The organism is Streptomyces sp. CBMA156 (genome assembly GCF_014596515.1).
Classification (GTDB): domain Bacteria; phylum Actinomycetota; class Actinomycetes; order Streptomycetales; family Streptomycetaceae; genus Kitasatospora.
Genome location: NZ_MSJQ01000095.1, coordinates 1 through 13440, shown reverse-complemented (window position 1 = coordinate 13440; position 13440 = coordinate 1). Strand labels below are relative to the sequence as shown.

The 13440-nt window shown below is 71.9% G+C and carries 11 protein-coding genes; 6 read left to right on the top strand and 5 right to left on the bottom strand.

Translation table 11 applies throughout. From position 1 onward, the window contains the following. Both BU198_RS43285 and BU198_RS08220 read right to left on the bottom strand, forming a co-directional pair. The coding region (locus BU198_RS43285; RefSeq protein WP_188296181.1) for a phosphatase PAP2 family protein at positions 1-847 on the bottom strand (847 nt) is incomplete at its 3' end. Between the two features lie 202 nt (positions 848-1049). Further along, positions 1050-2234: an NlpC/P60 family protein gene (locus BU198_RS08220; RefSeq protein WP_188296186.1), complete on the bottom strand. Its 1185-nt coding sequence runs from the start codon at positions 2232-2234 to the stop codon at positions 1050-1052. A gap of 248 nt (positions 2235-2482) precedes the next feature. On the opposite strand from BU198_RS08220, the gene BU198_RS08215 reads away from it, so the two are divergent. The 6 genes from BU198_RS08215 (at position 2483) to BU198_RS08190 (ending at position 10118) form a co-directional block, all read left to right on the top strand. After that, entirely contained in the window at positions 2483-2833 is a 351-nt protein-coding gene (locus BU198_RS08215) for a hypothetical protein (RefSeq protein ID WP_188296180.1), read from the top strand. Positions 2834-3008: 175 nt separating this feature from the next. Next, entirely contained in the window at positions 3009-3839 is an 831-nt protein-coding gene (locus tag BU198_RS08210; protein WP_317620021.1) for a hypothetical protein, read from the top strand. Positions 3840-4080: 241 nt separating this feature from the next. Further along, positions 4081-5127 carry a hypothetical protein gene (locus BU198_RS08205; protein WP_317620020.1) on the top strand — a complete coding sequence of 349 codons (1047 nt, stop codon included), beginning with the start codon at positions 4081-4083 and terminating at the stop codon, positions 5125-5127. 7 nt (positions 5128-5134) lie between these two features. After that, positions 5135-6709 (top strand): SCO6880 family protein, encoded by a 1575-nt coding sequence (locus BU198_RS08200; RefSeq protein WP_317620019.1) that lies wholly within the window; start codon positions 5135-5137, stop codon positions 6707-6709. Between the two features lie 79 nt (positions 6710-6788). Then, positions 6789-8138 carry an ATP-binding protein gene (locus BU198_RS08195; protein ID WP_188296179.1) on the top strand — a complete coding sequence of 450 codons (1350 nt, stop codon included), beginning with the start codon at positions 6789-6791 and terminating at the stop codon, positions 8136-8138. 183 nt (positions 8139-8321) lie between these two features. Beyond that, the gene (locus tag BU198_RS08190) at positions 8322-10118 is read left to right on the top strand and encodes a bifunctional metallophosphatase/5'-nucleotidase (protein ID WP_188296178.1); all 1797 of its coding nucleotides are present in this window, start codon (positions 8322-8324) and stop codon (positions 10116-10118) included. Between the two features lie 62 nt (positions 10119-10180). Here BU198_RS08190 and BU198_RS08185 read toward each other — a convergent pair whose 3' ends face one another. The 3 genes from BU198_RS08185 to BU198_RS08175 form a co-directional block, all read right to left on the bottom strand. Beyond that, positions 10181-11683, bottom strand: a complete 1503-nt coding sequence (locus BU198_RS08185; protein WP_317620018.1) for a HAMP domain-containing sensor histidine kinase — start codon at positions 11681-11683, stop codon at positions 10181-10183. Continuing rightward, positions 11680-12450, bottom strand: a complete 771-nt coding sequence (locus BU198_RS08180; RefSeq protein WP_188296177.1) for a response regulator transcription factor — start codon at positions 12448-12450, stop codon at positions 11680-11682. The genes BU198_RS08185 and BU198_RS08180 overlap by 4 nt, the downstream gene beginning before the upstream one ends. A 67-nt stretch (positions 12451-12517) precedes the next feature. Then, positions 12518-13440: S1C family serine protease (locus BU198_RS08175; RefSeq protein WP_188296176.1), on the bottom strand; the 923-nt coding region annotated here is incomplete at its 5' end.

The following is a 13440-nucleotide window of genomic DNA, read 5'->3' as shown; positions in this document are numbered from 1 at the left end:
GGCACCGCCGACTGCCGCCTCGTCCCGATCCGGGAGGCGGTCGACCTCGCCGAACAGATCCTGCGCCGCGTCCGCCCCTGAAACCCGCCTTCGTTTCCACCTCCGCTCTTCGATCCCACCGTTTCCCACCCCCCCCCCCCCCCCCCCCCCCCCCCCCCCCCCCCCCCCCCCCCCCCCCCCCCCCCCCCCCCCGCCGGCCGGCCCCGCCGCGGGCGGCCGCGCCACCGCGCTCGGACGCCCGGATCAGCGGGCCGACGGCGGTACGGCTCAGCGCGTGGCAGAACGGCACCAGCACCGCCATCGCGATCGGCGCCAGCAGCAGCACCACGGCGACGGCGAGCGCGAAGCCGCCGATCACGTCGGTGGGGTAGTGGACGCCCATGAACATCCGGCAGAAGCCCTGGAGGAGGGCCAGCCCGCCGGCGATCCAGCCGAGCCTGCGGTTCACCAGGAACAGCCCCACCGCGACGCCCATGGTCATGGTCGAGTGGTCGCTGACGAAGGAGTGGGTGCCGGCCTTGCCCTCCACCAGCACCAGCAGTCCAGGATGGTCGACGAAGGGGCGCGGGCGGTCGACGATCGCGGCGATCGGCAGGTTGGCCAGCTCGGCGACGGCCACCGAGAGCGGCACCCAGAGCAGCCCGGCCATCGCCACCGGCGCGTCCGGACGGCGCCTGGCCTGGAGCCAGGCCACCAGGCCGAGCATCGCCAGGCCGATCAGGATGCCGTACTCGCCGATCCACGAGACCAGGTGGTCCAGCCACTGCGGGGAGCGCTTGGCCAGGCCGTTGACGGCGTAGAGCAGGTCGAGGTCGGGGTTGGTCGTGTCGGCAAGCGGCGTCGACACGCCGCACCTCCTTCTGGTCCGCTGCACCTGTACGTTCCCGCCGGGGCCCGCCCGGCGCGGGGAGCTGACGGGGGACCACCGGACCCAACGTCATCGCCGGGACACAGCGTTCCATGGAAACGCGCGGTTATGGAAACGTGACTCAGCGTCCACAGTGCGCACACAGGTCCCGGTCGTCCCCGCTGTCCCGGCCGTCCCGGGGCTACCGTCCCGCCCCGGTGGGGCTCACCCCGGCCGGTGCGAGCGGGGCGGCCGCGGCGGCCGCGGCGGCCCGGACAGGGGTCGCCGGGGCGTTGCCCGGTGTGCCGCCCCCGCTTCCGGCGGGGGTGGTGGGCGCCGTCTCGCTCGGGCGGCTCGGGGCGTTGACCGCGCCGTCGCCGTTGCGGGTCGGCAGTGCCTGGGCGCCGTCCGAGGTGACCCGGGTCGCGCCGATGTACTCCCTGCTGTCGATCTTGTCGTAGCGGATCACCGCCCCGGTGTGCGGCGCGTTGATCATGTAGCCGCCGCCGACGTAGATCCCGACGTGGTGGATGCTCCGCGGATCGCCCAGGTCCGTCGCCCAGAACACCAGGTCGCCCGGCCGCAGCTGATCGCGCGACGGGTGCGGCCCGGCGTACCACTGGTCGTTGGCCACCCGGGGCAGCGTGATGCCCACGCTGGCGAACGCGGCCTGGGTCAGGCCCGAGCAGTCGAACCGACCGTTCTGCGAGGGCAGGCCGTCGCCGCCCCACAGGTACGGGGTGCCGAGCTTGGTCTGCGCGAAGTAGATCGCGGCCGCCGACTGCGGGGACGCCTCCACCGGCGCGGCCGGCGAATCCGGCGCGGTGAAGCTGCGGGCCATCGCCTGGATGTTCCGCACGTAGCCCTGGGTCTCCCGGTACGGCGGGATGCCGCCGTTGCGCGTCACCGCGTACGGGCCCGCGTTGTAGGCGGCCAGCACGTTGGCCTGCGGGTCGCCCGGGACGTTGGCGACGTCCTTGGCGAGCGCGCAGTCGTAGACCGCCGCCGAGGCGATCGCGTCGTACGGGTCCCAGACGTCCTTGCGGCCGTCCCCGTTCGCGTCCGTTCCGTACATCGCCCAGGTGCCCGGCATGAACTGCGCCATCCCCTGGGCCCCGACGCCGGACCGCGCCCTGGGATCGAAACCGCTCTCCTGGTACAGCTGTGCCGCGAGCATCGGAGGGGAGATCGCCGAGCACAGCGAGCCCCACTTCTGGATCGGCTCCTGATAGGCCGCCGGGACCGTTCCCGGGGAGAGGGAGGAACGATTCGCCGCCTGTTTCGGCGTCCCACTTGCCGCATAAGTCCCCATCGTCACCAGCCCGATGAACCCGAACGCGACAACTCCCGCAGCGGCGGCGGCCGTCCCGGCCTTCCGGAGTACCATCAGCACCATCCCGACGAATCGTCAGTCGAAGTGTCCCGGAAGGCGTTGCTCACCGCAATCATCAGAGATACGAACAGTGAGCGCTATCCTTCGTACGGTGTACATCCTCGCGTACGTGTCCGACGCCTCACGACCAATCTGCGAGAAGTAGCCAAGTCGACATCAGATCTGGCCAAGAATAGGCCCCGACCCTTCGCGCGGGCCGGGTCCGGGCCCTTGAATTTGCCTGATCGGGCGGTGAGATGGAAATGAACCTGAGCAGCGTGCACACCAATGCGGTCGGCCACCTGGCCGAGGACCCCCCCAAGAAGCCGAACATCGACACCATCATCGGCGGAATCGCCCCGGACTGGGGCCCGTTCGCGACCCTCGGGTCGGAGGCCCGGGTGATGGTCGAGGTCGTCATGGCCGTCGCCATCCTCCTCTGCCTCGGCCTCGCGGTGTGGGGTGCGGCCAAGCAGCGGATCGGTGCGACCGCGATGCGCGACAGCTTCGGCGCCGAACAGGGCAAGGGGCTGATCGTCGCCGGACTGACCGGCGTGTTCATCATCGGATCACTCGGCACTCTGTTCACCATTGTCTACGGCATGGCGATCTGACGATCGGACAGCAGTAGTCCGGCCTGTCCGGGACCGGTCCCCCGTCCGGGCCCCTCCGGTGGCCGGCCGCCGGGAGTTCACCCCGTCTCCACCCCCGTTCCCACCCTCCGTCCGCGCCCGCCCCCGGGCGGAGGGCCCCCGGAGCCGCCCGGCTCCCCGCACCAGGAGGGCCGCCGTGCCGTTGTCCGACGACCAGCCGCACACCCGTACGCGGCTGCCGGTCGGCGAACAGTCCTCCCCCCAGCCGAGCTACCGTCAGTCCCGGCCGCTGCGCGCCCTGCTGACCGTACTGGTGGTCGTCACGCTGCTCGTGGTGGCCATCGCCATCGCCAACCGCGTCAAGCCGGAAGCTGGCGCCAGCGGCAGCGGTGGTGGCGGCGGCTCCGCCGACCGGGCCGCCCCCAGCGCTGCCTCCGGCGCCGGCCCCGCCCCCAGCGGCGACCAGCCCGTCGGCACCACCGCCAACGGCATCCCGACCGGCTACCCGCACACCGAGCCGGGCGCCCAGTCCGCCGCCACCAACTACGCGGTGGCGATCGGCTCGGCGGACATGTTCCGCACCGACAGCCGGCACGGCATCGTCGCCACCATCGCCGACCCGGGCGCCCTGGCGGGGCTCCAGAGCCGGCTGGACCAGGGCTTCGGCGGCGACACAGTCACCCGCTACGGCCTCGACGCCCAGGGGCATGCGCCCAAGGGCCTCACCTTCGTCAGCCGCACCGTCCCGGTCGGCGCCAAGTCGACGGCGTACACCGACGGCGACGCCAAGGTCGAGGTGTGGTGCACCGGCCTCACCGGCCTCGCCGGCGAGCGCTCCGTCCAGCCGGTGACCACCAACTGGTTCACCCTCACGCTCTCGCTGCACTGGACGGGCAGCGACTGGAAGCTCACCGACTTCACCAGCAGGCAGGGTCCCGCGCCGATGCCCGGAGACCAGCAGGCAGCCACCGCCGACGAGATCACCGGCGCCGTCCAGCAGCTCGGGGGGTTCCGCTATGCCCGTTGACCAGACCTCACACCGTTCCGGCGCGCGGCGTCGCGCGGGCACCTTCGTCGGCGTGCTGGCCACCTTGCAGGTGGCGGCGCTGTTGACGGCCCAGCGGGTGTTCGCCGAGCCGTCGCCGACCCCGAAGCCGGGTGGTACCGCGAACCCGAACTGCCCCGACCTGCCGATCTCGGGGAGCGAGATTCTCTGCGCGGACAGGCCAGGCGGAAGCTCGCTACCAGGGGCCAATACCGTCGGGAACGTGGCCGATCCGCTCGGGGCGCTGGCCAAGAGCTGCGCGCAGGCCGCGGCGTGGGTGGTGCGGAAGCTGTCGGGGGCGATCGACGGGACGACGCAGGTGGACTTCACCAATGCGTCGTTCCTCCAGCAGTACGCCGTGGTGTTCGCGGTGTCGACGGTGATCACCCTGGTGCTGTGGCTGCTGGCGGTGACGAAGCGGGCGGTGCGGGGGGCGCCGCTGACGGCGGCGTTCTCGGAGGCGATCGGCTTCCTGTGGCTGACGGTGGTGGCGTCCGCGTTCACGCCGTTGATCCTGTTCACCGTGGTGAGCGTGACGGACGGGCTGACCAAGACGATCTCGGTCGGGACGAAGACGGACACCGGGTCGTACCTGAGCGGGTTCGCCGACACGCTGGAGAAGGGGGACGTGGGCGGTGGCCCGCTGATCCTGGTGATCGTGTCGCTGGTCGCGGTGCTGGCGGCGGCGGTGCTCTGGGTCGAGCTGCTGATCCGGGCGGCGATGCTGTACGTGGGCGCGCTGCTGGGTACGGCGGTGTACGCGGGGCTGGTGGACCGGCAGCTGTGGAAGCACGTGCGGCGCTGGGCGGGGGTGATGCTGGCGGTGGACCTGGCGAAGCCGATCATCGTGGTCATCATGGGCCTGGCGGGCGCGGTGGCGACCGGGGCCGGGGCCGACGACGACTTCGCCCGGGTGCTGTCCGGCCTGGCGATCCTGTTCCTGTCGATCTTCGCGAGCGCCGCGGTCTACCGCTTCGTGCCGGGCTTCGGGGACGAGATCCTGAACATGCGCCAGGCCAGGGCCAATGCCGTGCAGGCCGGTTCGGCGATGATCAACGGAACAGCGAACCTGATGAAGCAGGGCATCTCCACCCACGGCGAGCGCGGTCTGCCCGGGGCCGGCTCGGGTGGCGGCGGGGGCGCCGGCGGTGGTTCGGTCGCGCCGGGCATCGCCGCCCACGCGGGCCGGACGCCGGCCCCACCGCCGCAGTCCGGGCCGAAGCAGGTCTCGGCTCCGGTCCGCGACAGCAATCCAGCGAAGGGAGGGTGACGGGTAAGTGAGCAGTGAACCGCTCGGCCAGTACGGTGCCCAGTACGCCCAGCCGTACGTGCACCAGCGCCGCACCTACCTGATCGGCAAGGCCCGCCCGAACGCGCCGATCGGCCGGAACCGGGAGTCCGGCGAGATCATCCTGATCATCTTCGGGGCCTTCCTCGGCATGCTCTGGGGCCTGCTGATGCCGATCCTGCCACTGCGGATCGGCGGTCTGCTCGGTCTGCCCGTGCTCGCCATCGCGGCGGTGTACGTGCCGTACCGCAAGCGGACGTTCTACAAGTGGGTGGAGATCAACCGCACCTACCGGCGGACGGTCCGCAGCGGGCGGGCGGTGTGGCGCTCGGACGTGATGGACGCGGGCACCCGGCTGGACGGCCGGGAGGTGGAGGTCGGTCCGCCGCCCGGGGTGGGGCGGCTGCGCTGGCTGACGGCGCCGTTCGGCCCGGACGAGGTCGGGGTGCTGATGCACCTGGAGCGGCGCACGGTGACGGCCGCGATCGAGATCGAGGGCCCGGGCGTCGGGCTGCGCGACTCGGAGGACCAGGAGGCGCTGGTCGACCGCTTCGGCACGCTGCTGAAGCACGTCGCGAACGGCGACGGCTTCGTGACCCGTCTCCAGATCCTGGCCCGGACGCTGCCGGCCGATCCGGACGCGCACGCCAAGGACGTGGACCGCCGCGGCGATCCGGCCTCGCCGCGCTGGCTGAAGGACTCGTACGACCAGCTCCAGTCGATGGTGTCGACCTCTTCGGAGCAGCACCGGGCGTACCTGGTGGCCTGCATGCACTACACCCGCGACCTGGCCGCCGAGGCGCACGCGATGGGCCGGACGGCCACCGGGCGCCGGGCGCGGGACGACGAGGGGCTGGCGGCCGTGATGGCGCGCGAGCTGACCGACATCTGCGCCCGGCTGGCCGAGGCGGACATCCGGGTGCGCCAGCCGCTGGGGCAGGCCAGGCTCTCCTCGCTGCTGCACTCGATGTACGACCCGGACCACCCGATCGACCACATCCAGGCGATGTCCCGGCGCAACGCCTGGCCGGCCGAGCTGGACGCGACGCACCCGCAGTACCTCCAGGCGAAGACCCGCGAGTCGGCGACCAGGGAGCCGTGGTGCCACGCCACGGCGTGGATCAAGGAGTGGCCGCTCACCCCGGTGGGCGTCAACTTCCTGGCGCCGCTGCTGGTGCACACTCCGGACGTGATCCGCACCGTCGCGGTGACGATGGACCTGGAGCCCACCGACGTCGCGATCGAGCGGATGCTGACCGAGAAGACCAACGACGAAGCCGAGGCCAGCCGTGCGGCCAAGATGAACCGCACGGTCGACCCGCGCGACCTGGCCCACACCGGCCGGGTGGACCAGCGCGGGGACGACCTGGCCTCCGGCGCGGCGGGCGTGAACCTGGTCGGCTACATCACGGTCTCCTCGCGCAATCCCGACGCGCTGGCCCGCGACAAGCGGACCATCCGGGCCTCGGCCGGCAAGAGCTACCTCAAGCTGGAGTGGTGCGACCGCGAGCACCACAGGGCCTTCGTCAACACCCTCCCGTTCGCCACCGGCATCCGCCGCTGAGCACGTCCGACCCGCTGAGTACGTCCGACCCCCGGATACATCCGTACCCGTCCACCGCCGACCCGACAGGAGGCCGCCCATGGCGATCGGCAACCTCACCGAGGCGTTCACCAGCCTGATGTTCGGCAAGGTGGAGACCACCCGCCTGCCGGTGCGCACCTCCACCGGCCAGGCGCAGGCCGTCTACCTGCCCACGGCCGCGCCCGGGCTGGGCGACTCCGGCGTGATCATCGGCCGCGAGGTGTACAGCGGCAAGGGGTACGTGTACGACCCCTTCCAGCTGTACGGGCAGCAGCTGCCGGCCCCGCACTGGCTGGTGCTCGGCGAGTCGGGGAACGGCAAGTCGGCGCTGGAGAAGACGTACGTGCTGCGGCAGTTGAGGTTCCGCGACCGCCAGGTCGTGGTGCTGGACGCGCAGGGCGAGGACGGCGTGGGCGAGTGGAACCTGATCGCCAACGCGCTGGGCATAAAGTCGATCCGGCTGGACCCGATGGCGGCCAGGGACGGCGGGGTGAAGCTCAACCCGCTGGACCCGGCGATCACCCAGACCGGCCAGCTGTCGCTGCTGCGCACCATCGTCGAGGTGGCGATGGGGCGCGGGCTGGAGGAGCGGGCCGGTTTCGCGCTGAAGGCCGCGCACGCCCACGTGGTGGCCTCGGTGCAGGACCGCCAGCCGGTGCTGGACGACATCATCGACACCCTGCGCAACCCCGAGCTGTCCTCGGTGGAGTCGCTGGGCGTATCGGTGGACGAGGTGCAGTCCTGGGGCCTGGACGTGGCGCTGGTGCTGGACCGGCTGGTCGACGGTGACCTGCGCGGCATGTTCGACGGGTCGACCACCGACGGCATCGACCTGGACGCGCCGCTGATCGTCTTCGACCTCTCGCACATCGACCGCAACTCGATCGCGATGCCGATCCTGATGGCGATCGTCGGGGTGTGGCTGGAGCACACCTGGATCAGGCCGGACCGGAAGAAGCGCATCTTCCTGGTCGAGGAGGCCTGGCACATCATCAACAGCCCGTTCGTGGCCCAGCTGTTCCAGCGGCTGCTGAAGTTCGGCCGCCGGCTCGGGCTCTCCTTCGTCGCGGTGGTGCACCACCTGTCGGACGTGGTGGACGGCGCGGCGGCCAAGGAGGCGTCGGCGATCCTGAAGATGGCCTCCACCCGGACGATCTACATGCAGAAGGCCGAGGAGGCGCGGGCGACCGGCCGGGTGCTGGGCCTGCCACGCTGGGCGGTGGAGATCATTCCCACGCTCTCGCCGGGCATCGCGGTCTGGGACGTCAACGGGAACGTCCAGGTGGTCAAGCACATCATCACCGAGGCGGAGCGCCCGCTGGTCTACACGGACCGGGCGATGACCGAGGACGCGGTGGCCGAACGGGTGCGCGCGGAGCGGCACCTGGCCGCCGAGCCGGGGGTCTGAGGGGCGCCCTCCACGGGCTCCGCACCCGGCGGACGGCGACGGTTCGTCAGGAGGTAATCCTCTCGTTACGTCCGACGTCCTGACAGCTACGCGCGTTGACCCTAGGCTTCGCTGACGCAACACATGCCCGAACGCCGGTGCTGTCCACCGCCGGTGCTCCTCCAAGGTGCAGGGGAACCCTTCATGCTCACCGTCAGATCCCGACGGACGGCGCTCGCCGTCGTCGCCGCCGCAGGTCTGCTCGGCACGGTGGTCGTGCCGACGGCCGCCCAGGCCGCCGACGCCAACGCCAAGCGCCACAAGACCGTCAACCTCCAGCTGCTGGCGATCAACGACTTCCACGGCAACCTGGAGCCCCCGGCCGGTTCGTCCGGCACGATCAAGGAGATCGACCCGGCCACCGGCAAGGAGGTCACGACCCCGGCCGGCGGCATCGAGTACCTGGCCACCGAGCTGCGCAAGGCGCGCGTCCCGGCCGACGACTCGATCACCGTCGCGGCCGGCGACATCATCGGCGCCAGCCCGCTCACCTCGGCGCTCTTCCACGACGAGCCGACCATCGAGGCGATGGACAAGCTCGGCCTGGACGTCAGCGCGGTGGGCAACCACGAGTTCGACGAGGGCGCGCAGGAGCTGCTGCGCATCCAGGACGGCGGCTGCCACCCGACGGACGGCTGCTACGAGCCCGGCCGCACGTTCAAGGGCGCCAACTTCAACTACCTGTCGGCCAACGTCACCAACGAGAAGACCGGCAAGCCGGTGCTGGCCCCGTACTGGGTGACCAAGTCGCAGGGCGTGAAGGTCGGCTTCATCGGCGTCACCCTGGAGGGCACGCCGAACATCGTGACCGCCGAGGGCGTCAAGGGCCTGAAGTTCGCCAACGAGGTCACCACGATCAACAAGTACGCCGCCGAGCTCAAGGCCAAGGGCGTCAACTCGATCGTCGCGCTGATCCACGAGGGCGGCTACCCGGCCAGCAGCGTCTACAACTACGACTGCGGCGCGGCCGGCCAGGGCATCTCGGGTCCGATCGTCGACATCGCGCAGAAGATCGACCCGGCGGTCGGCGCCATCGTCACCGGCCACACCCACAACGCGTACGCCTGCAGCATCCCCGACCCCAACGGCGTCCCGCGCTCGGTGACCAGTGCCGCCTCCTTCGGCCGGCTCTTCACCCAGATCGACATGAAGCTGGACAAGACCACCGGCGAGATCGTGCGCCCCTCGGTCAAGGCCGAGAACCACGTGGTGCGCCGCACGGAGAAGGCGCCCGACCTGACGGCGCTGGTCGACCACTACCAGAAGCTGGCCGCCCCGATCGCCAACCGTCCGATCGGCTACATCGCCTCGGACATCAACGGCCGTGGCAACAACGACCTGGAGAAGCCGCTCGGTGACGTGATCGCCGACGCGCAGCTCGCCGGGCTCGCCCCGGCCGACAAGGGCGGCGCGCAGGTCGCGTTCATGAACCCCGGCGGCATCCGCGCCGACCTGGTCCACAAGGCCTCGGGCAGCGAGGGCGACGGCGTGGTGACCTACGGCGAGGCGTTCACCGTCCAGCCGTTCACCAACATGATGCAGGTCAAGACGCTGACCGGCGCCCAGCTGATCCAGCTGCTCCAGCAGCAGGTGAGCGGTTCCAACGCCGCGGCGCCGAAGATCCTCCAGGTGTCGTCGAACCTGCACTACACCCTGGACATGCGCAAGACCGGTGCGGACCGGGTGGTCCTGGACTCGGTCCGGCTGAACGGCGCCCCGGTCGACCCGGCCGCCGCCTACCGCGTCGCGGCCAACGAGTTCCTGGCCGGCGGCGGCGACGGCTTCCCGGCCTTCGCGGCCGGCACCGACAAGCTGGTCGGCGCCTCGGACCTGGACGTCTTCGCGGCCTACCTGAGCGGCCACAGCTCGGCGGCCTCGCCGCTCCAGGCCCCGGCGCAGGACCGGATCAAGGTCATCGGCCCGGGCAGCGACCTCGACTGACCGTGAGCCGGCCCTGAGCGGGGCGGGTGGGGCGCCGTCGGGGCGCCCCACCCGCCCCTCCGTCATTCCGGGGCGGGGCCGCCGGGCAGCCGGACGGTGGCCAGCGCGCCGGGACCGCCGTCGGCGGCCGGGCCGAGGGTCACCTCGCCGCCCGCCTCCCGGACGCTCTGCGCGACGATCGACAGCCCGAGACCGGAACCGGGCAGCTGGCGCGAGGACGGCGAGCGCCAGAACCGGTCGAAGACGTACTGGAGTTCCTCCGGCGGGATGCCGGGACCGTGGTCGCGGACGGTCAGCACGCCCTGGTGCAGCCGGACGCCGATGGTGCCGCCGGGCGGGCTGTACTTGACCGCGTTGTCCAGCAGGTTGATCACCGCCCGTTCCAGCCCGGCCGCGTCGCCGTGCACGTACCAGGGCTCGGTGTCGGTCTCGAAGACCAGCCCCGGGCCGCGCAGTTCGGCCCGCTCGACGGCCCGGGCGGCGATCTCGTGCAGGGCGACCACGGTGGGGGCCGGGCCGCTCTTCGGGGTGTCCGGGCGGGAGAGCTGGAGCAGGTCGCCGATCAGGACGGTGAGTTCCCGCATCTGCGCCTTCATGTTGCCGAGCAGCTTGGTCTTGGTCGCCGGGGGCAGCGGGCGGCCGGTGTCGTCGCTGCGGATCAGCAGGTCGACGTTGGTGCGCAGGGAGGTCAGCGGGGTCCGCAGCTCGTGCCCGGCGTCGGCTATCAGCCGGGTCTGCCGCTCGCGGGAGTTGGCGAGGGCGGTGCTCATCGAGTTGAACGAGGTGGAGAGGCGGGCGATCTCGTCGTCCCCGTGGACCGGGATGGTGGTGCCGACCTCCTCGGTCCTGGCGATGTGCTCGACGGCGTCGGTGAGTTGGTCGACGGGCTTGAGGGCGGAGCGGGCGACCAGGCGGCCGGCCACGGCGGCGAGCAGGATGCCGCCGGCGGAGACGGAGCCGAGGAGGACGGCCAGGCTCTGGAGGGAGTCCTCGACGGGCTGGGTGGAGGTGGCCACCATCAGCAGCACCGGGCGTGATCCGAAGTGGGTCAGCGAGATCCGGACGACCGCAGGGGTTCCGTCGGTGAAGCGGCCGTCGCGGATGATCGACTGGCCGTTCTTGAGCCTGAACCCGGCGGTGTCACCGGGCTGGACCACGATCGCCTTGGTCGCGTTCGGCGGCAGGCAGACGCCCGACGGGTTGGCCACCAGGAACTGGGTGTCCCGGGCCACCGCGCCGCCGTTCTCCGAGGTGAGACCCGTCGGCTGTTCCGCCAGGGCCTGTTCCGCGGTCGGGTAGCAGGGGAGGGCGGGCACCCGGGGCTGCGGCGGGAGCGTCGCGTTGGCCAGGTCCGTCCGCACCTGGTCGTACAGCTGCTTCTCCACGATGAACCAGCACGCCAGCGCCGACAGCGCGATCGCCACCGCCACCGCCGCCGCGCTCAGGAAGGTGAGCCGGCTGCGCAGCGAACGGGAGCGGTACCAGCGGAGGACGCGCTGCCGGCGGCCGGACGTGCGGGGCGGGACCAGCGGCGGTGCCAGCGGCGGGGGCGGAACGTTGTTCACGCGCTCGGGCCGGTGGCCGGGCGCAGGGCGTAGCCGACACCGCGTACGGTCTGGATCAGCCGGGGCATGCCGCCCTGCTCGGTCTTGCGGCGCAGGTACATCACGTACACGTCCAGGGAGTTGGAGGAGGGCTCGAAGTCGAAGCCCCAGACCGCCTTGAGGATCTGTTCGCGGGTGAGGACCTGGCGGGGGTGGGCGAGGAACATCTCCAGCAGCATGAACTCGGTGCGGGTGAGTTCGATCGGCTTGCCGGCCCGGGTGACCTCGCGGGTGGCGGTGTTCATCCGCAGGTCGGCGAAGGCGAGCACCTCGCTCGCGTCCTCGACGGCGGCGCGGGCGGCGGCCTCGGCGGCGAGGGCGTTGCGGCGCAGCAGCGCGCGGACGCGAGCGAGCAGCTCGTCCAGTTCGAAGGGCTTGGCGAGGTAGTCGTCGGCGCCGACGTCGAGGCCGGTGACGCGGTCGCCGACGGCGTCGCGGGCGGTCAGCATCAGCACCGGGACAGTGTCGCCGCGCGAGCGCATCCGGCGGACGGCGGTGAGGCCGTCCATCCGGGGCATCATGATGTCCAGCAGGACGAGGTCGGGCCGGTCGCGTTCGACGGATTCCAGGGCTTCGTAGCCGTCGGTGGCGGTGGCGACCTCGTATCCCTCGAAGGCGAGGCTGCTCTCCAGGGCGTCCCGGAGGGCGGGTTCGTCGTCGACCACGAGGAGCCGGGCGGAGGGGTGGCCGGCCTCGGCGGTGGTGCGGTCGTCGGCGGACGGGGTCATGGGCGGGTGCCCTTTCTCGTCGGGTGGAGGGCCTGCTGGGGCAATTGTCCGTCTCAGGAAGTGTGGCTCACAGACTCTGGCCGGCCTGGAGCTTCGGCAGAACCTGCTTGATGTCGTCGATCGGGATGGCGAAGCCGAGGCCGACGCTGCCGGCCGAGCCGCCGTCGGAGGAGCCGGAGCCGCTCGGCGCGTACATCGCCGAGTTGATGGCGATGACCTGCCCGTTGGCGTTGATCAGCGGGCCGCCGGAGTTGCCGGGGTTGAGCGCGGCGTCGGTCTGGAAGGCCTTGTAGGTGGTGGTGCTGCCGTTGTCGGGCTGCGGGGCGGTGCCGCGCAGACCGGGCAGGTACGGGAGGCCGAAGCCGCCGTTGTTGCCGGTGGTGCCCTCGTCGAGCTTGACGGTGACGTCGCGGTTCTCGGCGCTGATGATGCCGGAGGTGACGGTGCCGGTGAGGCCGTCGGGGTTGCCGATGGCGACGACCGGGTCGCCGACGGCCACGGCGGAGGAGTCGCCGAGGACGGCGGGGGTGAGGTTCTTCGCGCCGGTCGCGGTGATCACGGCGACGTCGAGCGCCTTGTCGGTGCCGGTGACGGTCGCCTGGGCGCTGGAGCCGTCCTTGAAGGTCACGGTGATCCGGCCGCCGGCGGTCGCGGTGTCGATCACGTGGTAGTTGGTGAGGATCTGCCCGTCGGTGTTCAGGACGACGCCGGTGCCGGTCGAGGTGCCGTTGCCGCTCTTGACGGTGATCTGGACGGTGCTGGGGGAGACCGCGGCGGCCACGGCGGGCACGTCGGCGCTGCCGTCGGAGCGGGCGGAGACCGGGCTGGCGACGGTGCCGACGCGGTGGCCGGTGCTCTGCCGGTCGGCGGTGACGAGTCCGCCGGTGACCCCGCCGAGGACGGCGGCGACCGCGGCGACGGCGGTGACCAGGGCGAGCCGGCCGCGCAGCCGCGCAGCACTCCGCGCCGGGCCCGGCCGCCGTGGCCGCC

Excerpts from the sequence above, each read along its gene's own strand:
- BU198_RS08220 (WP_188296186.1), bottom strand. The coding sequence starts at position 2,234 with ATGGTACTCCGGAAGGCCGGGACGGCCGCCGCCGCTGCGGGAGTTGTC.
- BU198_RS08215 (WP_188296180.1), top strand. The coding sequence starts at position 2,483 with ATGAACCTGAGCAGCGTGCACACCAATGCGGTCGGCCACCTGGCCGAG.
- BU198_RS08195 (WP_188296179.1), top strand. The coding sequence starts at position 6,789 with ATGGCGATCGGCAACCTCACCGAGGCGTTCACCAGCCTGATGTTCGGC.
- BU198_RS08190 (WP_188296178.1), top strand. The coding sequence starts at position 8,322 with ATGCTCACCGTCAGATCCCGACGGACGGCGCTCGCCGTCGTCGCCGCC.
- BU198_RS08180 (WP_188296177.1), bottom strand. The coding sequence starts at position 12,450 with ATGACCCCGTCCGCCGACGACCGCACCACCGCCGAGGCCGGCCACCCC.